The organism is Sphingobium sp. LSP13-1-1.1 (genome assembly GCF_040676415.1).
In the GTDB taxonomy this organism is placed as follows: Bacteria; Pseudomonadota; Alphaproteobacteria; order Sphingomonadales; family Sphingomonadaceae; genus Sphingobium.
This window is the reverse complement of the sequence record NZ_JBEGHU010000067.1, coordinates 56,421-76,499: the sequence shown is the minus strand read 5'-3', so window position 1 is coordinate 76,499 and position 20,079 is coordinate 56,421. Positions and strand designations below refer to the sequence as shown.

Sequence of the window (20,079 nt, the reverse complement as noted above, 5' to 3'; positions counted from 1 at the left end):
ATTTCCCCATGGAGGGCAATATATGAAATGGCTCCTGCTTGCCGGCTTAGGCCTGTCGGCCCCCGCCCTCGCGCAGGAGGCATCTTCGCCGCCTGCCGAGCGGGTGAGCCTGCGCCTTTCCGCCCCCGAAGCCAATCAGGGCGCCGCGTCGGACGGCAGATTCGTCTATGCCATCGATAATGACCGGATCGGCAAATATCGCATCGATACCGGCAAGCGTGTTGCGCAATGGCAGGGGGATCGGCGACTGTTTCCCCATATGAACAGTTGTACCGTGGCCGGGCGGGAACTGGTATGCGCCGCATCCAACTATCCCGCCGTGCCGCAGACCAGCGCGGTCGAATTTTTCGACACGGCGACACTCCGTCATCTGCGAACCGTAAGCCTGGGTTTCGGCCCGGGGTCGCTGACGGTGCTTGATCGGCATGGCGGCAAATGGTGGGCAATATTCGCCAATTATGCAGGCAAGGGCGGAGAGCCGGGACGCGACACGCGCTACACTTTGCTGGTCCGCATGGACAACGCCTTCCGTCAGGAAGCGGCATGGACCTTTCCGGCAGAGGTCCTGGCCCGTTTCGCCCCTTATAGCTGTTCGGGCGCAAGCTGGAGCAAGGATGGCAGGCTTTATGTGACCGGGCATGACCGGGCGGAAATGTACGAACTCGCCTTGCCCGAAGCGGGTTCGGTGCTGGAACTGCGCCGCACCGTCGCGATCGCGACGCCGGGCCAGGCGATCGATTGGGATCCGGTGCGCGCCGGCCGCCTCTGGTCGATCGACCGCGCGAAGAATGAAATGATCGCCAGCGAGATTCCAGGGGAATAGGATGAGCTTAACTTAGCCGCAAACCCGCCCACAAAGGCCGGACGACCTCAGGCGGCAACCTCATCACGCTCAAGGATGAGGGCGAGGCTTCTGCCCATACGCTTGAGGTCACGCCACGCCTCGACGAACTCTCGGTGTTCGTCCGGGGCGGAAGCATCATTCCGCGTCAGAAGCTGGTTCAGAGCACCAATGAGACACCGACCGGCCCGCTGGATCTGGATGTCTATCCGGGGTCGGATTGCAGCGGCAGCCTGTATCTGAACGACGGCAAAAGCTTTGCTTACCGCAAGGGCTCTTTCGTCAGAAAAGCCCTCACCTGTTCTGTCGGGAAGGACGGCAGCGTTTCCGTGACCATCGGGAAGAGCGAAGGGACCTTCCAACCCTGGTGGCGGGAGTTCAACGTTATCGTGCATGGGATGTCGCATCAGGCCGGGAAGGCGGTGCTCAAAGGCACGAAGTCTGGCGATCTTCCAATCGTCCGCGGCGATGAGGTGATTTCCGTGCTTATTCCTGCGCGCAAGGAGGAAAGGACGCTGATAATTGACTGAAACCGGCTCACTTCGGAGATGGTTTCCGACTGGCGTGGGTGCACCGCGTCCCGCCAGTCCGGTTTCCAACGTAAGGCGCCGACTGTGCTGAGTTGCTCAGCTTGAGGCAAGACCACAGCCAATGGCGGCCGACCGCCGGCGAGATCGTCATTTGCGAGGGTAAGGCACATGCCTGACCCTCGCTCGGAGACAAGATGATCAGGATTACATTTTGAACCGGACACCCAGACTGAAGTAACGTCCCTCGACCCTGAGATCGCGGGGGAAATACTGGGTCTCATTATAGTAGCGATAATTGTTGAACGGCTGGCCCAGGATGTTGCTCACATTGCCGACGATCGTGATCCCCTTGATCGCTTCGTAGGAAGCAGAAAAATCAAGGCGCGAAATGCCGCGGGTAATCTCCCCGGCATATTGATCCTCGTTCGAGTTGCGGTTGTAGCTGTTGATGTAGCTGGAGCGATGATTGTAGGACAGACGAGCCGACACCGGCCCCTTCTCGTAGAAGCCCGTCAGATTATAGGCCCATTTGGAAAGGCCGGTGATCCGCACCTGACGCGCACCCTCACCCAGAACGGTTGGCAGGGCATTGGTCCCGTCGAGATAGGTGACATTGGCCTGGACGCCGAAGCCGGAGAGCAGGCCGGGCAGAAAATCGAAGAATGTCTGGAAGGATGCTTCAGCCCCCTTGATCTCGCCCTTGCCGGCATTTTCCGGCCGGTTGATCTGGATGCGCCCATAGTCGGGGTCCATCAGGTCGCGGGTATAGTTGCTGATGAAGCCTTGCAGATCGCGATAGAAAACCGCCAGCGTCGCCGACCCATTTTTGGAGAAATAATATTCCAGCGTGGCATCGTAATTTTTCGATGTCAGCGGCTTGAGATCCGGATTACCGCCGCTGCCGAAGGCCGCATATTGCGGCGGAGACCCATCAGGCCCGGGGCTGTTCCGGGTGATGTTGAGCGACGGGTTGAGCTGCCCGAAGCTCGGCCGCGTCCGTGTCTGGTTATAGGCCAGGCGCATCTGGAATTCGGGGGTCAAGCGGATCCGTGTCTGAATCGACGGCAGGACGTCCAGATAGTTCTGGCGCGAGATTTGCGAAATGATCTGCGATGTGCCGTCTGCACCATTCACCCGCGAAAAGCCGGAATAGCGGCCATCGGTGTTGACAACGCGGACACCGAAGGTGCCGTCGACATCGATACCGCCAAGTTCAAACTCATATTTGCCCTGGCCGTACATGGCATAGCTGGCTTCCTTGGCCGTAAAGCCATTGAGCGGGTCGAACGGAATTTCCTCGGTCGCAAACTTGGTGACGGCGTCGCGGATGCCGCCGTCATTGGGAAACATGACCGTCAGTTGCTGCACCGACGCATAGGCCAGCTGCCGCAAGGCCTCGACATTGTCCCGAATGGCGCTCCGGGTCGGCGCCAGCCAGTTCTGAAAGCGCTGGGGGTCACCACGGAAGCCGTCGTTTATGAGTTCCAGTTCACCCGTCGGCAGGCTGGCGAGCGGAAGCCCCAGCCCGGCCGTATAGGCATAGCGGTTGTTGTTCTGCATGAGCGCGGTGCGATCGCTTGCCCGGATGCCGACCTGAATCCTGGGTAGCCAATCGATATCGGTTGCAAGGTCGAGATCAAGACGCCCCTGTACGCCATCGCCCTTGGTAACGAAGTGGCGCTGATAATAGCCGCGCCAGACATAGTTGGCCGGATTGGTCTTGTCGAAATCACCCAGGTCGAAAACCGCCGAGCCCTTGACGTCCCAATCGACATTGATGGTCGGCGCGCTGGCGAGCTGACCATCGACGCTGTCTTCGTCCGCTTCATATTTGCTGTAGGTGTAGGCGAAGTCGCCCGACAAGGTGACGCGGTCGCTTTTCCATTTGAAGCCCAGAGCGGCCTGATAGGTGTCGGTCTGGTCGTCCTGGGTGGACCGGAAAAATTCGGGCACATAGCCGCCCGTCTTGGTGAAGCTGGCTGCCTTGAGCGGCTCCCCTTCGACCAGGACCACATTACTCAGCGTCGGCGCGACACCATCGATGCTGCGACGCTCGAAATTGACGTTGAAGCCGTCGCGCAGCACCTTGCCGCGATAGGCCTGCCAGAGGCCCTCCGCATAAATTTCCAGGTCCGGCGTCGGGCGCCACTGGATGGCACCGTTGATGGCGGGCCGATGCCGGACGCCCTTCTCGTAGAAATTGCCGGCATTGGCGGGAAAGCGGAAATTACCCACGCCCGGCGTCGTCACGGTCATGTCGTCGGCGGGATCGTCCGTACCGAAGCCCAGCGGACTGATGATCGCGGAATCGGCATAGCGATCGGCATTACGGTAAGTCATGCGGACATAGCTGAAATTGACGAGTGCGCCGATCTCGCCGATCGACGTGTCCCAGCGCTTGGTCAACAGAAGGTTGGCCGATGGATCGAAGGCCTTGGATTGGTCATTATAGGATCCGCGGACCTCGCCGGCAATTTCCGTGTCCTTGACGTCGAAGGGACGGCGCGCGCGCAGGTTGATAAGGCCTGCAAGGCCGGGTTCGATGAGATCGGATGTCCCGGACTTGTAGACCTCCAGGCCAGCAGCCACGCCTGCGGGGAAATCCTGCAGGTGGAGCACGCGGTCGTCGGCCGTGAAGAACTCACGGCCGTTGAAGGTCGTGTTCACATCGGGAAGGCCGCGAACGAGAACCACACCGGCTTCATCATTGTAACGCAGGACCTGGACACCGACGACGCGGGAGATCGCCTCTGCCGCATTATTGTCGGGTAGCTTGCCGATATCTTCCGAAACAATCGCATCGACGATCGCATCGGATTGCCGCTTCATGTCCTGCGCCGATCCAAGCGCTGCGCGATAGCCGGTCACCACGATGTCGGGAACGGACACGGAATCGGCCGTTTCCTCGCCCTTCTTCAAAGGGACGTCGCTTCCCGCCTCCTGCCCGATGGCAGGCACCGCTAGCAGCAGAGATGCGAGCGAAGTGGAGCCGAGCAATGCAACTGTCTCGAAATTCATGATTATCCTCCCTCTGTTCATAGCTGCGCTGGCCGCACAAAGCCGTTCCCGACTGGCTGCGTCAGCGGAAATCCAAAAATCATCCGATGTGATGGGGCTGTTTCAGCCCTTCAGTGTGGAGATCGTCAGCGCTGCACCTCCGGCTTGATCGGCCATGCCGTGACGTTCAGCATCGCGGGTCCGCCACGGGCCGATGCACTCCAGCGCAGGCCGCCCGAACCGCGGAAGAAGCGATCGGTGATGGTCTGTTCGCCATCATTGATGAACAGTTCAACGATCGATTCATCGACCAGCAGGCGAAGCGAAACCTTGCCCCTGCTCAGGTCTACCCGCGCCACATGGCGGTTGGCAAAGCCGTCATGGAAATGTGGACCGGAGCGGGAGCGGTCGACAAAAACCTCGTTCACCGCCGGGTTGACGCCGATGACCATCTGATAGCCCTCACCGTCGGTCAGCGTGATCGCCACCTGCTCGCTTTGTTCCCAAGACAGATCCGCCTTGAGATCGACGGCGCCGCCCTCGATCGGAAGCGAAACGGGTTCCTTGCCCAATGGCAGCTGCCGCGAGATATGCTCGCCGCTCCGCAAACTTTCCAGCTCCCGGACGGGTCGCTGCGTCAGACGATAGCCCTGGGCTGTTTTCCTCAGGGAAATGGAACGCGCGACGGTCATGATGCCACGGGCGGGATAGGTGGGAATCGCCTCGGCATACCGCCAGTCGTTGGCCCAGCCGATCCAGATGCGACGCGGATCGTCCTTGGGAAGATCGTTCCAGGCAACGGCGGCGTAGAAATCGGCGCCATAGTCGGTCCAGACCGGTTCCCCGCCCCACCCCTCGACGGGAGTGAAGCGACGCCCATCAAAGTCGCCCACGAAATATTGGCCGCCAGAGCCGCCCCCGACCGCCTGGTCGCCAAGATTGATGCTGAGTACCCAGCGCTGTTCGCCCGGCTTCCCGCCTTCAACCGGAAGCAGATTGAGGTCGGGGCATTCCCAATTGCGTCCCCGACCACCCGCTGGTCCGAAGCTGCTGGCGAAGGTCCATTGCTTGAGATTGGACGAAGTGAAAATGACCGCGCGATTTTCAAGCGCCATGACCGCGATCATCACCCATGACTTCGTCGGCTCGTGCCAGAAGACCTTGGGGTCGCGAAATTCGGGTGAACCGACGCTCAGCACCTCGCCATGCACGGTCCAGGTGCGGCCCCGATCATTGCTGTAGGCAAGATATTGGGACTGCAGCTTGGCCTTGGGATTATGTCCCGTGTAGATGGCGATCATTGGCGGCTTGCCGCCCTGGCCAAAACCACTGCTGTTCTTCCAGTCGATCACCGCACTGCCGGAGAAGGCCATGACATCAGCGGTTTCGGGGATCGCGACGGGCAATTCCTGCCAGGTTACCAGATCCCGGCTGACCGCATGACCCCAACTCATATGACCCCAGCGATCGCCATGTGGATTATATTGATAGAAGAGATGATACTCCCCTTCAAAATAGACCAGCCCGTTGGGGTCGTTCATCCAGTTCCGCTTGGGCGCGAAATGATAGGCCGGGCGGGGGTCGGCCCGCTGCGCTTCGGCCTGCACCGGGACCATCAGGGCCGCCGCCGTCAGCAGGGCAATCTTTCCGGTCATGCCTGTGCGCTCCCCAGGTCCATGTCCTCCAGCGCCACGCCGTTGGTTTCCGGCATGGCCTTCCACGTCCAGAAAAACTGAAGCAGCATCATTGCGCCGAAAAAAGCGAATACCCAGCCGCCGACGCTGGCTGCAAACACCGGAAAGGCCCAGGTGATCGCGGCGGCCATGACCCAATGGGTCGTGCTGCCGAGCGCCTGTCCCTTGCCGCGAACAGCACTCGGAAAGACCTCGGAGATAAACACCCAGATGACAGCGCCCTGGGACACGGCAAAGGCGGCGATGAAACCCAGCAGACCAACAAGGATCAGCGTACCGTCGGGATTGGCGCTTTCAAGCTGATAGCCGACGAGAAGCAGGGCGGCGGCACACAATATGGACCCGATGTACAAGAGCGGCTTGCGTCCGAAGCGGTCGATCAGGAAGAGCGCACCTATCGTGAAGAGCAGGTTGGTCCCGCCAATGGCGATGGACTGCAGCAAGGCACTGTCCGCGCCTGCGCCTGCCAGTTCGAAGACACGCGGCGCATAGTAGAGAAGCGCATTGATACCCGAAAGCTGATTGAACATGGCAATCGCGATGGCGCAGGCGACGGGACGGGCATAAGCTGGCTGGAACAGCTTGGGCGCCGCAGACCGATCGACGCGTGCCTCAGCCTCCTGGATGTGGCGAAGTTCGCCGGCCGGATCAAGAAAGCCAAGCTTCCTCATGACACCGAGCGCCTGCGGTCCCCTGCCATTGATCGCCAGCCAGCGCGGGCTCTCAGGCAGCAAAACACTGACTACAAGGAAAAGGGCCGAGGGCAGGGTAACGATGCCGAACATCCACCGCCATGCGGTCTGCGCTGACACAAGGTTGGCAATCATGTAGTTGGACAGGAAGGCGATCAGGATGCCAAGGACGATATTAAGCTGGTTCATCGCGACCAGCCGCCCCCGGAACCGCGCCGGGGAGACTTCGGCGATATAGATCGGCGTCACGACGGACGCAGCGCCAATTGCCAACCCTCCCAGAAATCGGAAAGCCAGAAGCGTCAACCAGGAACCCGCAAGGCCCGTGCCAAGCGATGACACCACATAGCAGATTGCGACCGCCAGCATCACGGCCCGGCGCCCGAAGCGGTCGGCCGGCGCTCCAGCCACCAACGAACCGAGCACGGTGCCGATGAGAGCGGAAGCGACAGTAAAGCCCAACATGCCGTCGCTGAGGCCAAATCGTGCCTGCAGCGCCGAGGTCGTGCCTGAGATGACGGCCGTGTCGAAACCGAACAGGAGGCCGCCGAGCGCCGCGCCGGCCGCGCTCAAGATGATCGCGTTGGTGACCCGGGCATCACCTGCCTCGCCCGTCTGGTGAGCCGCGCGATCCGATACAGAGGGACTATGCAAATGCAGCTCCTGACAGAGAGGATTGGTTGGAGAATGATGGAAGTTCAACGGACCAGTGCATCGGCCACTGGCGTATCGCGGTCCGGTAGGCGAGCGCCAGCGCGCCCGTCAGGCCCGCCGATGCTCCGGCTGTAGGCGCCACGACATAGTCGTTCATTTCCAGGACACGCATGCTGGTGTCATAACCGGCAAGCTTCGCGGTCAGGGCACTCCGGACCCGCTCGTGCATGCCCGGCGATTCCATGACGCCCCCACCGATGATGATGCGGTCCGGACGAACAACGTACGTCAACGTCGCACACAAGCCAGCAAGATAGTCGGCTTCGATCTCCCAGCCCGGGTGATCGATCGGCAGTTGTTCACCCGGCACACCCCAGCGCGCCCGCATCGCAGGGCCGCAAGCCAAGCCCTCCAGGCAGTCGCCGTGAAAGGGACAGATGCCTGGAAACAGCTCATCCCCTGCGGCGCGGGGCAACCGGATATGCCCCGCCTCGGGGTGATTGGCACCACCATGGGGAGCGCCGTCGATCAGCAGACCCACGCCAATGCCGGTTCCAACCGTCACATAACAGAAAGTATCGAGCCCCTGCCCGCTGCCGAACAGCCTTTCTCCAACCGCCGCACAGTTTACATCGGTATCGAGCGCCATTGGGGCGTCGATCATTTGGGAAAAATGACCAAGCAGATCGACATCCTGCCAGCCGACCTTGGGTGTGGACGTGATGCGGCCATAATCCCCGGCGACAGGGTTGAGCGACAGAGGGCCAAAGCTGCCGATCGAGAAAGCCGACAAAGGACCAAGATCAGCACCGGCCTGCACAAAGAATCTGCTCGCGGCGGCGAGGGTATCAGCCGGAAGAGTTGTTGGAATCCGTTGCTGCCGGATAATACGCCCGTCGCGATCTGCGATGCCGCAGAGGAATTTCGTACCGCCGGCTTCAACGGCCCCCAGGAGGAGATTGTCATTCTGCATGATTTACTCGCACGGCAAGCCAACCCCTGCATGGTGAAGCATGGGCTGAAGCTTTAGGAATATAGGATTGATTGCGGGCATGCGGCGCCGCCCAGCGCGAGCCCGGAGACAGAACGCCGTCAAGGCTCAATCTGCGAAAATCAAGTGGGTTAGCCGCCACGACCGTCCTCTTCCCTGCTGTGCAGCACGTATTCGTGCTTGCCCGTCACCACATGTGGCTCTCATTAAATCTACAAATGTGATTTAGTCTGTCAACCGCATTTTTGCGACGATGAAAGATATCGCGCTTCCCAAAAAAATGGGGGAGGATCTGAGCTGAAAGCCCTTATCCTCCCCCCTTACATTTCCAGCGTGCAGTCTGGAAACTGGGCACTTCCCGTCCGGTTCAGACGAGCTTTGTCGGGTTGGTCAGGCGCTCGCAACGGAAGAAAGGAGAGATTCACAGCCGCTGCGCGCCACGGGTCCGAACGAAGCCAAAAGACACGGAACTATGCTGCCCGACCTGTCATAGTCTGAAGCTCGAATCCCCACCTGACCCAATAAATCTATCAATGTGATTTAATGTGTCAAGCGAGTCTCGCGTTCGGTCGCCCTTGCCAATTACCTCAAGGCTGTTCCAAATCATCCATCCCTATCGCGCATCCTCTTGCTGCCGATACTTTGAGCGGAGTCGCAGGTGAACAAACGTGGCAGCAATGCAGTCGGTGTACGGCGGTATAATGAGCGCCTCATCCTTGCCACGGTAAGGCGACTGAACGGCGCCTCCAAGGCTGACCTTTCAAGGATTACCGGTCTGTCACCGCAAGCGGCCGTCCGCATTGTCGAAAGCCTTGCGAACGAAGGGCGCCTGATCAAAGCGGGAAAGCGGACAGGAGGAATGGGCCAGCCTTCGGTCATCTACCAGATCAACGGGGACAGCGGCTGCACGATCGGAGCCGAAATCGGTCGCGACAGGTTGGTATGCACCATGCTCGATTTTGATGGTCGCGTCATCGCATGCGAGAGCACAAGCGCGCCCTATCCCAGCCCAGCGAGTGCCGTGGAGCATATCCAATCCTTTGCGCGAAAATATATGCCGCAACTACGCAAGGAGCAGCGCGAAGGCTTTCTGGGCTTCGGAATCGCAATGCCCTGGTTCATCGGCGAATGGCGCGAAGAAGCGGGCATCGCGGCCCCGCAGGCCGCTGCCTGGGCGGCGCCGGGGCTGGAGGAGTTTTTCCAGAAGGAACTGGATGGCGCGGTTATCTTCGAAAATGACGGTAATGCAGGCGCCCTTGCCGAGTTCATGTCGGGATCGGGCGTGGGGCTGACCAATTTCCTCTATGTGCATATCGGGAATTTTGTCGGCGGCGGGCTGATCCTGAACGGGGAGATCAAGCGCGGCAAGAACGGCAATGCCGGTGCGCTCGCCTCCATGCCGATACCTCAAGGCACCGGCGTGGATTTCCTGTTGCACGCAGCATCCCTTTATCAAATGACGACCAGTACAGCCGAAGCAAACCCGGATTGGGAAGGCTGGATAGCCCGTTGCGCCGATGCGCTGGCTTTCATCATCATCAGCGCAAACAGCCTTCTTGACCTCGACGCTGTGGTCATCGGGGGAGGTCTTTCACAGGAAAAATTGCGCAACCTTGTGGGCCGCATCCACAGCAATATCCAACAGGCAGCTCCGCGGGATTTTTTCTGTCCGGAACTGAAAGTCGGAGAAAATGGCGGAAAAGCTCCTGCAATTGGTGCTGCCTTACTCCCCCTTTTCTCGACCTACGCCCCAAACCTCATATCCCTGCTAAAAAGCGATGCAACCCCGGCAGAGGTCGGTCCATGATGCTTGGCCAACAGATGACGATCGCGTCGTCCGTTAACCAAGATTCGTTTCAATGCAGATGCTTGAGGAACGGCGTGAAGACGCGGGAGAATTGGCTATAACGAAAGCCTGGCTTCGCCGGCCTGCGGCTCAACGGGTCGCTTCGCGACGAACTGCTCAATGGCGAAGTGTTCTATAGGCTCGCCGCCGAGGCAAAGGTGCTGATCGATATCCGGCATCCGGGTCCGATCTTTCATAGACCACAGGATAGAGACGCTATCTACTCGGCCATTGCTGAACGCCTCGTCTCCGGTAGTGGCCAAATCCCCTATTTCCCCAGGAGACGCATTGCATCCAGGGTGAACTTAAACCCCAGGATGAAGGCATCCTTGATGTTCCGCCTACGCTCGGGCGCCCCGGTCTGGTCGGGATGCAAGATATATTGCAGGTTGGGCGACAGGCGGATCGCCGGATTGACCTGAAATCCATAGGCCAGTTCCATCATATACTGATGGCGGCGAATATCGGCACGCCCGCCTGAAGTAACCCGCGCAGCATTCATCCTCTGCATTGCAAGGTCGCTGAAACGCTGATCGTTGATGGCGAAGCCGATCGTGTCCTGATCGCGCCCGGCGAACGTGCCGGTCTGTACGATCCCCATGCCCAGATAGCGGCTTTCCTCAACCCGGCCGGACAGGTTGGTCATTGCCACGCCAAAGATGCTCAGCCCCCGTTGCGAGGCCAGGTCAGGGCGCGTGAGCATCTGATCGAAGCGGACATAGAGGCCTGACCGTCCGTTCCGCGTCTCCGCTGGCCGACCGGTCAGGATCGCGATACCCCCCTGATCATCACGCAGCGGATCGGCATAGTCGCCACGATCAAACCAACCGCCCAGAATATAATGTCCCGGCAGACGATCATCGGCCGAATCCCGACCATAGCTCAACTCCCAGGGCACGATCACCCCGGTCGCATTCTTCGTACTGAAATTGAATCCATGGTCGCTCGCGCGCTTGCGGTCGGGGTTCACTTCGTAGACGCCGGCATGCAGCATGACCTGCGGCGTCACATGCAGCTTGGCATGGGCCATCCAGCTCGATGCCGGGAAATAGGTGAAATTGCTGTTCTTGAAGACGAAGGTTGGATTGCCGCAGGCCGAATTGGTCTGGAAATGACAGTAAAGTGGCGAGTTGAGGAAATGGATGTTCGCCTGACTGCGCCCGGCCTCGACATCCAGACGCCCGTCGAAAAAGGTCTGTTGCCAGGTCAATATTGCCAGATGCGTATTCTGCGTGCCGTAGATTTCCTGCACCGACGTGTTGTTGCCGATGGCCATGGCAGCCAGATTCTTGCCGTGGCGATTGGTGACGGCAAAATGCAGCGTCGCGCCTCCGATGCCGATGATACTGTCAAGATCAAGGTCGGCACCGACATAGACCTGCCCGGCATGGGCCGCTTCGCGGCGAAGCCCGCCAGAAACATTCGCCGCCGCTTCACCTGTATAGCTAAGCGACAGCGTCACACCCTGCTCGGCCAGCGGCTGCCATGAGGCTGGAGCCTCCGACCGGGCGGGTGCTCGATCTCTGCCGGCTTCAGCCTGATCCTGCGCCAGTGTGACGGGCGCGGCAAAGGCCACGGCGCTCGCCACGCAGGCGGCACTCATCTTCCTGAAATACATTGAAACCCTCTCCAATTATGCTTTCGCTTAGGCGTCAGGCCTTCATTTGATTGCGGGGCGCTTGAGCATTCCGACCAGCAGCGCGCTCACGACAGTGCCGACCAATATGGCCAGCGCGTAGACACCTACATGCGTGACCGCGCCCGGAATCGGCAGCACGAACAGGCCGCCATGCGGCACCTTGAGTTCGACGCCCATTGCCATCGAGATGGCGCCAGTCACGGCTGATCCAGCCATCAGTGCCGGAATGACACGCAGCGGATCGCGTGCCGCAAAGGGGATCGCGCCTTCGGTGATAAATGCCAGGCCCAGGACCGCAGCAGCTGCTCCCGCTTCGCGCTCTTCAGGCGTGAAACGATTGCGGAACAGGCGAGTGGCGAGCGCGACGGCAAGCGGCGGCGTCATGCCAGCGGCCATGGTCGCGGCCATGGGCGTATAGACCTGACTGGCGATCAGGCCGACCGAGAAGGCATAGCCCGCCTTGTTGACCGGCCCGCCCATGTCGAATGCCGACATGGCGCCCAGGATGAGGCCGAGCATCAACGCGCTCGATCCTTGCATGCCGCGCAGCCAGTCGGTCAGGAAGGCCAGCACCGCGGCGACCGGTGTGCCCACGGCATAGAGCATTAGTAGCCCGGTCAGCAATGTGCCGAGCAACGGCAAGATCAGGACCGGCTTCAATCCCTGCAAATTCTTGGGAAGCCGGATGCGACGATTGAGCCAGTCGACGCCATAGCCAGCAATGAAGCCGGCAACGATGCCTCCCAGAAAGCCGGCCCCCAGATTGGCAGCCAGCAGGCCGCCGATCATGCCCGGTGCGATGCCGGGACGATCCGCAACCGAATAGGCAATATAGCCCGCCAGCGCCGGCACCATCAGCATGAAGCCGCCCTTGGCGCCGATTTCGAACAGGGCATGCGCCAATGTACCTTGGGCGGCCACATCATTGGCGTGGATGCCACCCAGCGCGAAGGCGAGCGCGATCAGCAGCCCGCCTGACACCACGAAGGGCAGCATGAAGGACACCCCGGTCATCAGATGCTTGTAGGGACCGGCGCGCTTCGCGGCCGCCGCGTCGCCCGACGGGGCCATAGCCGCTTCCCCGCCCTGCACGGTGGCCTCCGCCAATGCCCGCTCGATCAGCTTCGCACCGCCGGTGATGGCAGGCTTGGTGTTGCCCGCAAACACGCGCTTTCCAGCGAAACGGCTGCGGTCGACCTCCCGATCGGCGGCGATCAGAACGACATCGGCGGCGGCGATCTCCTCGGCGGTCAGGGGATTGCCTGCCCCGACCGAGCCTTGCGTCTCGACGCGGATGGGATAGCCAAGCTGCCGTGCGCCTTCGGTCAACCCTTCGGCCGCCATGAAGGTATGAGCGATGCCGGTCGGGCAGGATGTGATCGCGACGATGCGGGGCTTGGTCGCAGCCGAGGCCGGCTCCCCACCGCCAGCCAGAGCGGCGACGGGATCGGCCAGCACCGCCTCCAGGGTAAGGCGGCGATGCGGTCGGGTTTCGGCGGCGCTATCGACGCCTTCCGGACCAACGAGGAGAAAATCGCCCTCGGCATCGCCAGGCAACGGGTTGACAACGCCCTGCGCGGTCCGCAGTTCGATCTCGATGACGCGCCCCTGGGCGCGGGCAGCCTTGCGCAGCGCTTCACCAGCAAGGACGCCGGCAACGCCGGACTCGCCGGCCTCCACCACCGCGAAAATCCTGCTCATTGCTTCTCTCCCATGAGAATTTCCGTCTCGACGCTGGCAGCGAGCGCCTCGATCCTGTCCCTGGCGGGCAGATGCGGACCCGCACATCCCAGTTTGCCGACGGCAAAGGCGGTCGACAGGCGGGCGATACGATCCAGTCCCGCCTCCTCGATCAGAGCTGCCGCCAGACCGGCAACCATGGCGTCGCCTGCGCCGACCGTGCTTTCCACATTGTGCGCCCTCAGGCCCGCGCGCAGCAGTTCCGATCGGGTCAGGAACAATGCCCCCTGTGCGCCCATCGATACGGCAATCAGGTCGACACCGCGATCCAGCAACCCCGTGGCGACCTCTATGATCTGATGTGGGGCATCAATCGGGCTGCCATGCCATTCCGCCAGTTCATGCAGATTGGGTTTCACGATATTGGGCAGGACGGCGCCATCCAGTGCATGGCGCAGGGCAGGGCCGCTGCTGTCGAGCAGAACGATCGCGCCCCGGCCACGCAACATGACGATGAGGCGGGCATAGATATCGGGCGGACATCCGGGCGGAAGGCTGCCCGACAGGATGACGAGATCGCCGGCCTGCACCTGCGCATCGAGGGTCGCGATGACGGCATCGACGCCGGCCGGAGCCACGGCGGTGCCTTCCATATTGATGTCGGTCGTGCCATGGGCGTCCACCAGCTTCAGGTTGACCCGCGTGCTGCCAGCATGGCGCTGGCAACGGTCGACGATCGACTTGGCGGCAAACAGGGCGTCGAAGGGCGCGACATTTTCGCTGCCCAGCAGCCCCATGACCGTCGACGGCACGCCCCAGTCGGCAAGGCAACTGGCAGTGTTGATCCCCTTGCCCCCGGCATCCAGCCTCATCGAACGGGCGCGATGCACCTCACCGGGAATGAGCCGATCAAGCATGACCGTCTGGTCGATCGCGGGGTTGAGCGTCAGGGTGAAGACGGCCATCACGCACCCTCCCCGTCCAGCGCGCGCACATCGGCGGCGCTTGTCGCATCAAGGGCACGGGCGGCGAGCGCCTGAAGTGCGCCAAGGCTGCTTGCGCGGATGCGTGCCTTCACGGCGGGAATGTCGCGCGGCGTCATGGACAGTTCGTGGACGCCAAGACCGGTCAGCAGTGCCGCACCCAGCGGGTCCCCCGCTATGCCGCCGCAGACGCCGACCCAGCGGTCGTGCCTGCGTGCACCCTCGACCGTCATGGCGATCAGGCGGAGCACGGCCGGATGCAGGCTGTCGGCCTCGCTCGCCAGTTCCGGGTTCTGCCGGTCGATGGCGAGCGCATATTGGGTGAGGTCGTTGGTGCCGATCGAGAAGAAATCGGCATGGGCGGCAAGCTTATGGGCCTGGACGGCGGCGGCGGGCACTTCGATCATGATGCCGATGGGGACGAGGGGCGCGTCCAGTTCCGCCCGGATCGCTTCGCAGCGTTCGCGCAGCGCGATGAGTTCGGATGCCGAGGTGATCATCGGGAACATGATCGACAGGTCGCCGCCCCCTTTTGCTGCGCGATAGAGGGCGCGCAGTTGCGGCTCCAGCAGGTCGGGGCGACGCAGCAGCAGGCGCGCGCCGCGCACGCCGAGGAAGGGATTTTCCTCCCTGGGCAGATCAAGATGCGGCACCTGCTTGTCACCGCCGATGTCGAGCGCGCGCACGATCAGCGGCCGATCGCCCAGCGCGCCGATCATCGCGCGATAAATGGCGCATTGCTCCTCTTCGCCGGGGCTGTCGCCGCGTTCGAGGAACAGGAATTCCGTGCGCATGAGGCCCACCCCTTCCCCGCCCTGCGCCAGCGCGAAGGCGACCTGATCGGGCCGGTTCACATTGGCGCCGATAGCCAGTTCATGACCGTCCAGCGTGCGGGCAGGAAGGGCGCGTTCCGCCTCCTCGGCCGCGCGCCTCGCGGCGATGTCGGCGATCCAGGCACGGGCGGAAGCGATATCCTCCGCCGAAGGATCGAGCCAGATGCGGCCGCTGTCGCCATCGACGATCGCGGTGGTCCCGGCCGCCTGCGCCAGCAGATCAGCGCCACCAGCCACCACAGAAGGCAGACCGAGCGTGCGCGCCAGAATCGCACTGTGGGAAGTCGGACCCCCCAGCGCGGTGGCAATGCCCGCCACCCGGCTGATGTCGAGCGTCGCGGTGTCCGACGGCGACAGGTCCGTCGCGACCAGCACGCATGGCTGTTCCGGCAGATCGGCCAATGTGCCCACGCTCAGGCCCGGATCGATATGGGCTAGCACGCGCCGGCCGACGTCGTGCAAGTCGGCAGCACGTGCAGCCAGCACTGGATTGCCCAGTGCGGAAAGCTGTCCTGCCATGCGGTCGATCGCCTGATGCCAGGACCAGGCTACGCCATGACCTTCGACCATCAACTGGCAGGTAAGGGTGATGAGATCGGTATCGTCCAGCAATCCGGCCTGCGCCGCAAAGATCGCGGCCTCCCCCGCACCCAGACGCCGGGTGGTGTCGTCGACCAGTGCCTTCATCTGCGCCCGCGTGCGGACCAGCGCATCGTTGAGCAGCGCGCCGCCGGCAACGAGATCGACCGGCTGGTCCGGCACATCCAGTTCCGCCGCAGCAAGAACATGGACCGGGCCGATCGCCAGACCGGGGCTGGCCGCGACCCCAGCAATCATGGCTGGAGCATTTTCGTGATTGCTGACCGGCTTCCAGCCGCGCACAGGTGCCTTCGCCTTTTCGGCGGCACGGGCGGCATCTGCCTTTTCGCGGGCGGTGAGGCCAGTGACAGTACGCATGAACCGGTCCAGCGCCTGCCGGTCACTTGCCGAAATGGTCGCGCGGTCGCCTGCCTTAAGTCCCAGTTGCAGCAGCGAGACGAGGCTGCGCGGATCGGCAATGTCCCCATCATGGCGGATGCGTATGGGCGTAGCCAAGGTCTTGGCTGCTTCCGCCCAGGCTGAGGCGGGCCGGGCATGCAGACCTGCCGGATAGTCGATCGTCCATTCGATCCGTTCGGCCAGATCCTCTGCGACGGGCCGGGCTTCGCCGGAGTTGGCGTCCTCATGGAGGGCAGCGGCAATATCCGCCGGATCGTCGGTGGCGAGCAGGGTCGCCAGCCGCGCCTCATCCTGAATCAGGCGCGTGAGGCGGCGGAGAATCGCGATATGACTGTCGGAACTGGCAGCGATGCCGACGACGAGATGGGCGCGCTGGCCAGGATTCCACTCGATTCCCTCGCGCAGTTGCAGGACCACGATCCCGTCGCGGCGCACCAGCCCCTTGTCCTCGCCCAGGCCATGTGGAATGGCGACGCCCGATCCCAGATAGGTGTTCGCCACCGCCTCCCGTCGCACCATGCTCTGTTCGTAGCCGGGCGCGACGCAGCCCGCAGCGACCAATATCTGGCCGGCCTGCAGGATCGCAGCCTCCTTGTCGGATGCCCGCGCGTCGATGCGGATCAGGTCTTCATGACGAAGCGCATTCAAGGGTTCGGCAATCATAGCTCTTTGGCATCCTCTCTCTTCCTCTTAAGAAAACGTTTTCTCATGATTCTGTCAATACACTTGCAATATCCCCATATAATCGGCCATATTCTGGGCAGAATTTAGAGAGGATGAGGAAAACGATTTTCCCATGACAGCCGGTATCAAGGATGTTGCGCGAGTCGCCGAGGTATCGCCGGCCACTGTCTCCCGGGTGCTTTCCGGGCGGGCGGTTGATCCAGCCATGCGCGACAGGGTGCTGGCGGCGGTTACGACAACAGGCTACCGTCCCAATCTTGCAGCGCGTCGGCTACGGTCGCGCCACAGCAACACGATCGGCCTCATCGTGGCGGATATCCGCAATCCCTTCTTCACCGCCGTGTCGCGCACGGTCGAGGATATCGCCTATGAACGAGGTCTGCGGGTCATATTGTGCAATACGGATGAAGATCCCGCCAAGGAGGCGATGTATCTCCAGTTGATGCAGGAAGAACGGGTAACGGGGGTGATCCTGGCGCCTACCCGGCAAGGTGCGGAGAAGGTATCGCGGGCCAAGGCAGAGCATCCCATCATCCTGATCGATCGCGTAGCCGCGACAACGACGGATTGCGTCGTCCTCGACAATGAAGCGATGGCAGGCGCCCTGGTTACCCATTTACATGCACAGGGCTTCACTTCGATTACCGGCCTGTTCGGCGCGGCCAGCACTACCGGTGCCGAACGGCGCGCCGGCTTTGAACAAGCCGCCCGTACGATTGGTATCCACACTCAATCCCTCTCCGTGCCGCATGGCGAAGGTGAAGCAGAGAAGCTGGTCAGTGCTCTGTTGCAGGCTCCCGATCGTCCCGAAGCCATCATCGCGAGCAATGGCGTGATGCTGATGTCGGTGCTGCGAGCCGCTCGTTTTCTGGGCCTGAGCGTCCCCAAAGACTTTGCCCTGGCGGGGTTCGACAATGATAGCTGGACAGAATTTGCAGCGGATGGGCTGAGCGTTATCGAACAACCGGTGGAGGAGATCGGGCGCTCGGCCATGGCTATGCTGCTCGACCGGCTCGACCATCCGAATGCCGCCGCTCGCAAGGTCGTCCTGAGCGGACGGCTCATCGCTCGCGGATCCACGATGCGGCGCGACACATCACTAAGCCACAATGGGGACTGAGGACATGAAACCGCCAATCGGCAGAGACACCAGATTGTGCATGTCGCTGTCAGGTCGCCCCGGAAACGCCGGATCACGCTTTCACAATCGCCTCTACGAGATCCTGGGACTGGACTATGTCTATAAAAGTTTCAGTACGCAGGATCTGGCTGCAGCGATCGGTGGCGTCCGCGCATTGGACATCCGCGGCTGCGCCATCTCCATGCCGTTCAAGGAAGTGGTCATTCCCCTGATCGATGAGCTTGAAGCTTCCGCTCGCGTGATCGATAGCGTCAACACCATCGTCAACGACAGTGGCCGACTGACTGGCTACAACACGGATTATGTTGCGGTTCGCCAGTTATTGGAGAAGCGCATTGATAAACCGGTACCATTTCTGCTCCGCGGTAGCGGCGGAATGGCGAAGGCCGTCGCTGCCGCGCTCAAGGATGCAGGCTTCGTCGATGGGATGATCATCGCGCGTAACGAAATGGCCGGGCGGGCGATCGCAGACCAATATGGCTATCACTGGCACATGGATCCGCCGCAGGATGGCGCGCCGTTGCTGATCAATGTCACGCCATTGGGTATGGACGGCAAGGACAGCGCAGCTCTGGCCTTCAGTCAGGAGCAGATCGCCGCCTGCAGCATTGCCTTCGATGTCGTTGCCCAACCGGTCGACACGCCCTTCGTTCGCGCCGCAAGAGCCGCACGAAAGAATATCATCTCCGGTGGCGAAGTCATCGTGCTCCAGGCAGTCGAGCAATTTATTCTGTATACAGGCGTAAGGCCGGAAGCCGCCGATATCCATGAAGCAGCGCGATATGCCCACGGTGCAGACGTTGCCGCAAGAATAGCTGATTAACTCTCCTTCCCTCCCCCATGCAGAGGCGCACCATGCAGGCCATCTCCCTCAGCCGTTTCCTGATCGAGCAGCAACGTCAGGCTCAGGCGTTGCCGGGAGAATTGCGCCTTCTCATCGAAACGGTCGCGCGCGCCTGCAAGACGATCAGTCATGCAGTATCCAAGGGCGCACTGGGCGAAGTCCTTGGCAGCCTTGGCAGCGAAAATGTTCAGGGTGAGGTTCAGAAAAAACTCGATGTCATTGCCAATGAGTTGCTGCTCGACGCCAATGAGTGGGGTGGCCATCTGGCAGCCATGGCGTCCGAGGAGATGGAGACCCTCTATCCCATTCCCAATCGCTTTCCGAAGGGCGAATATCTGCTGCTGTTTGATCCGATCGACGGCTCAAGCAACATTGATGTCGCCCTGAGCGTCGGCACGATCTTTTCTGTACTCAAGGCACCCGAAAATGCTTCAGGGCGCGAGGTAACGGAGCAGGATTTTCTTCAATCCGGCATCCATCAGGTTGCAGCCGGCTATGCGATATATGGACCGCAAACGCTGCTGGTTCTGACGATCGGATCCGGCGTCTACGAATTCACTCTTGATCGCGAAATCGGCTCATGGCGGATGACCGATGGCCCCATGCAGATGCCGCAAGGCAATCGGGAGTTCGCCATCAACATGGCGCGCAGACGTCAATGGTCGCCGCAAATCAAGCGCTATGTCGAGGAACGTATTCAGGGTGCGGAAGGGCCGTTGGCCACGGACTATAATATGCGTTGGACCGCCTCCATGGTGGCCGACGTACACCGAATTCTGAAAAGAGGGGGCACCTTCCTTTACCCCAAAGATGCGCGCCCGGAAGGCGAGGCGAGGCTACGCCTCATGTATGAAGCAAATCCGATGGCTTTTCTGGTAGAACAGGCAGGCGGCGCAGCCATAGACGGTGACCAAAGGATCATGGAAATCTTGCCCACCAAATTGCACCAGCGGGTAGGAGTAATTCTGGGCGACAAGGCAGAAGTCGTTTCACTTCAGAGCGACCGAACAGCCGAAAACTAAAGCCGAGCC

General features: G+C 61.3%; 15 protein-coding genes. 6 read left to right on the top strand and 9 right to left on the bottom strand.

Annotated elements, in window-relative coordinates:
- Positions 1 to 22 precede the first annotated feature (22 nt).
- Positions 23 to 823, top strand: a complete 801-nt coding sequence (locus tag MRBLSP13_RS20315; protein ID WP_363756350.1) for a YncE family protein — start codon at positions 23 to 25, stop codon at positions 821 to 823.
- A 134-nt stretch (positions 824 to 957) separates the two neighbouring features.
- Positions 958 to 1,371, top strand: a complete 414-nt coding sequence (locus MRBLSP13_RS20310; protein WP_363756348.1) for a DUF5110 domain-containing protein — start codon at positions 958 to 960, stop codon at positions 1,369 to 1,371.
- Between the two features lie 204 nt (positions 1,372 to 1,575).
- Here the strand turns inward: MRBLSP13_RS20310 and MRBLSP13_RS20305 are convergent, their stop codons facing one another.
- The 4 genes from MRBLSP13_RS20305 to MRBLSP13_RS20290 form a co-directional block, all read right to left on the bottom strand.
- Positions 1,576 to 4,389 (bottom strand): TonB-dependent receptor, encoded by a 2,814-nt coding sequence (locus tag MRBLSP13_RS20305; protein ID WP_363756346.1) that lies wholly within the window; start codon positions 4,387 to 4,389, stop codon positions 1,576 to 1,578.
- 125 nt (positions 4,390 to 4,514) lie between these two features.
- On the bottom strand, positions 4,515 to 6,023 hold the full coding sequence (locus MRBLSP13_RS20300; RefSeq protein WP_363756344.1) for a glycoside hydrolase family 32 protein: 1,509 nt from the start codon (positions 6,021 to 6,023) through the stop codon (positions 4,515 to 4,517).
- Positions 6,020 to 7,408 (bottom strand): sugar porter family MFS transporter, encoded by a 1,389-nt coding sequence (locus MRBLSP13_RS20295; RefSeq protein WP_363737076.1) that lies wholly within the window; start codon positions 7,406 to 7,408, stop codon positions 6,020 to 6,022. Before MRBLSP13_RS20295 ends, MRBLSP13_RS20300 begins: the two co-directional genes overlap by 4 nt.
- On the bottom strand, positions 7,401 to 8,381 hold the full coding sequence (locus MRBLSP13_RS20290; protein WP_363756342.1) for an ROK family protein: 981 nt from the start codon (positions 8,379 to 8,381) through the stop codon (positions 7,401 to 7,403). The genes MRBLSP13_RS20295 and MRBLSP13_RS20290 overlap by 8 nt, the downstream gene beginning before the upstream one ends.
- Positions 8,382 to 9,258: 877 nt before the next feature.
- Here MRBLSP13_RS20290 and MRBLSP13_RS20285 point away from each other — a divergent pair.
- Positions 9,259 to 10,206 carry an ROK family protein gene (locus MRBLSP13_RS20285; protein ID WP_363737078.1) on the top strand — a complete coding sequence of 316 codons (948 nt, stop codon included), beginning with the start codon at positions 9,259 to 9,261 and terminating at the stop codon, positions 10,204 to 10,206.
- Between the two features lie 95 nt (positions 10,207 to 10,301).
- On the opposite strand, the gene MRBLSP13_RS20280 is transcribed toward MRBLSP13_RS20285, so the two are convergent.
- From MRBLSP13_RS20280 to ptsP, 5 genes are all read right to left on the bottom strand, one after another.
- On the bottom strand, positions 10,302 to 10,442 hold the full coding sequence (locus tag MRBLSP13_RS20280; RefSeq protein WP_363756340.1) for a hypothetical protein: 141 nt from the start codon (positions 10,440 to 10,442) through the stop codon (positions 10,302 to 10,304).
- A 71-nt stretch (positions 10,443 to 10,513) separates the two neighbouring features.
- On the bottom strand, positions 10,514 to 11,863 hold the full coding sequence (locus MRBLSP13_RS20275) for a carbohydrate porin (protein WP_363756338.1): 1,350 nt from the start codon (positions 11,861 to 11,863) through the stop codon (positions 10,514 to 10,516).
- A gap of 42 nt (positions 11,864 to 11,905) precedes the next feature.
- Positions 11,906 to 13,585 carry a PTS fructose transporter subunit IIC gene (locus MRBLSP13_RS20270; RefSeq protein WP_363756336.1) on the bottom strand — a complete coding sequence of 560 codons (1,680 nt, stop codon included), beginning with the start codon at positions 13,583 to 13,585 and terminating at the stop codon, positions 11,906 to 11,908.
- The gene (gene pfkB / locus MRBLSP13_RS20265; RefSeq protein ID WP_363756334.1) at positions 13,582 to 14,529 is read right to left on the bottom strand and encodes a 1-phosphofructokinase; all 948 of its coding nucleotides are present in this window, start codon (positions 14,527 to 14,529) and stop codon (positions 13,582 to 13,584) included. Before pfkB ends, MRBLSP13_RS20270 begins: the two co-directional genes overlap by 4 nt.
- Entirely contained in the window at positions 14,529 to 17,042 is a 2,514-nt protein-coding gene (gene ptsP / locus MRBLSP13_RS20260; protein ID WP_363737082.1) for a phosphoenolpyruvate--protein phosphotransferase, read from the bottom strand. Before ptsP ends, pfkB begins: the two co-directional genes overlap by 1 nt.
- A 133-nt stretch (positions 17,043 to 17,175) precedes the next feature.
- Here ptsP and MRBLSP13_RS20255 point away from each other — a divergent pair, with 133 nt between their 5' ends.
- The 3 genes from MRBLSP13_RS20255 to MRBLSP13_RS20245 are packed head-to-tail and all read left to right on the top strand — an operon-like array spanning position 17,176 to position 20,070.
- On the top strand, positions 17,176 to 18,183 hold the full coding sequence (locus MRBLSP13_RS20255; RefSeq protein WP_363737083.1) for a LacI family DNA-binding transcriptional regulator: 1,008 nt from the start codon (positions 17,176 to 17,178) through the stop codon (positions 18,181 to 18,183).
- Complete coding sequence (locus MRBLSP13_RS20250; protein WP_363756332.1) at positions 18,173 to 19,027, top strand: shikimate 5-dehydrogenase; 855 nt, start codon at positions 18,173 to 18,175, stop codon at positions 19,025 to 19,027. Before MRBLSP13_RS20255 ends, MRBLSP13_RS20250 begins: the two co-directional genes overlap by 11 nt.
- Before the next feature lie 32 nt (positions 19,028 to 19,059).
- Positions 19,060 to 20,070, top strand: coding sequence for a class 1 fructose-bisphosphatase (locus MRBLSP13_RS20245; protein ID WP_363737085.1), 1,011 nt, complete (start codon positions 19,060 to 19,062; stop codon positions 20,068 to 20,070).
- Positions 20,071 to 20,079 lie beyond the last annotated feature (9 nt).

What these genes read in the sequence shown, in the direction of transcription:
- ptsP (WP_363737082.1), bottom strand. Translation starts at nt 17,042, where the DNA reads ATGATTGCCGAACCCTTGAATGCGCTTCGTCATGAAGACCTGATCCGC.
- pfkB (WP_363756334.1), bottom strand. Translation starts at nt 14,529, where the DNA reads ATGGCCGTCTTCACCCTGACGCTCAACCCCGCGATCGACCAGACGGTC.
- MRBLSP13_RS20280 (WP_363756340.1), bottom strand. Translation starts at nt 10,442, where the DNA reads ATGAAAGATCGGACCCGGATGCCGGATATCGATCAGCACCTTTGCCTC.
- MRBLSP13_RS20285 (WP_363737078.1), top strand. Translation starts at nt 9,259, where the DNA reads ATGGGCCAGCCTTCGGTCATCTACCAGATCAACGGGGACAGCGGCTGC.
- MRBLSP13_RS20255 (WP_363737083.1), top strand. Translation starts at nt 17,176, where the DNA reads ATGACAGCCGGTATCAAGGATGTTGCGCGAGTCGCCGAGGTATCGCCG.
- MRBLSP13_RS20315 (WP_363756350.1), top strand. Translation starts at nt 23, where the DNA reads ATGAAATGGCTCCTGCTTGCCGGCTTAGGCCTGTCGGCCCCCGCCCTC.
- MRBLSP13_RS20245 (WP_363737085.1), top strand. Translation starts at nt 19,060, where the DNA reads ATGCAGGCCATCTCCCTCAGCCGTTTCCTGATCGAGCAGCAACGTCAG.
- MRBLSP13_RS20270 (WP_363756336.1), bottom strand. Translation starts at nt 13,585, where the DNA reads ATGAGCAGGATTTTCGCGGTGGTGGAGGCCGGCGAGTCCGGCGTTGCC.
- MRBLSP13_RS20290 (WP_363756342.1), bottom strand. Translation starts at nt 8,381, where the DNA reads ATGCAGAATGACAATCTCCTCCTGGGGGCCGTTGAAGCCGGCGGTACG.
- MRBLSP13_RS20305 (WP_363756346.1), bottom strand. Translation starts at nt 4,389, where the DNA reads ATGAATTTCGAGACAGTTGCATTGCTCGGCTCCACTTCGCTCGCATCT.
- MRBLSP13_RS20275 (WP_363756338.1), bottom strand. Translation starts at nt 11,863, where the DNA reads ATGTATTTCAGGAAGATGAGTGCCGCCTGCGTGGCGAGCGCCGTGGCC.
- MRBLSP13_RS20250 (WP_363756332.1), top strand. Translation starts at nt 18,173, where the DNA reads ATGGGGACTGAGGACATGAAACCGCCAATCGGCAGAGACACCAGATTG.
- MRBLSP13_RS20300 (WP_363756344.1), bottom strand. Translation starts at nt 6,023, where the DNA reads ATGACCGGAAAGATTGCCCTGCTGACGGCGGCGGCCCTGATGGTCCCG.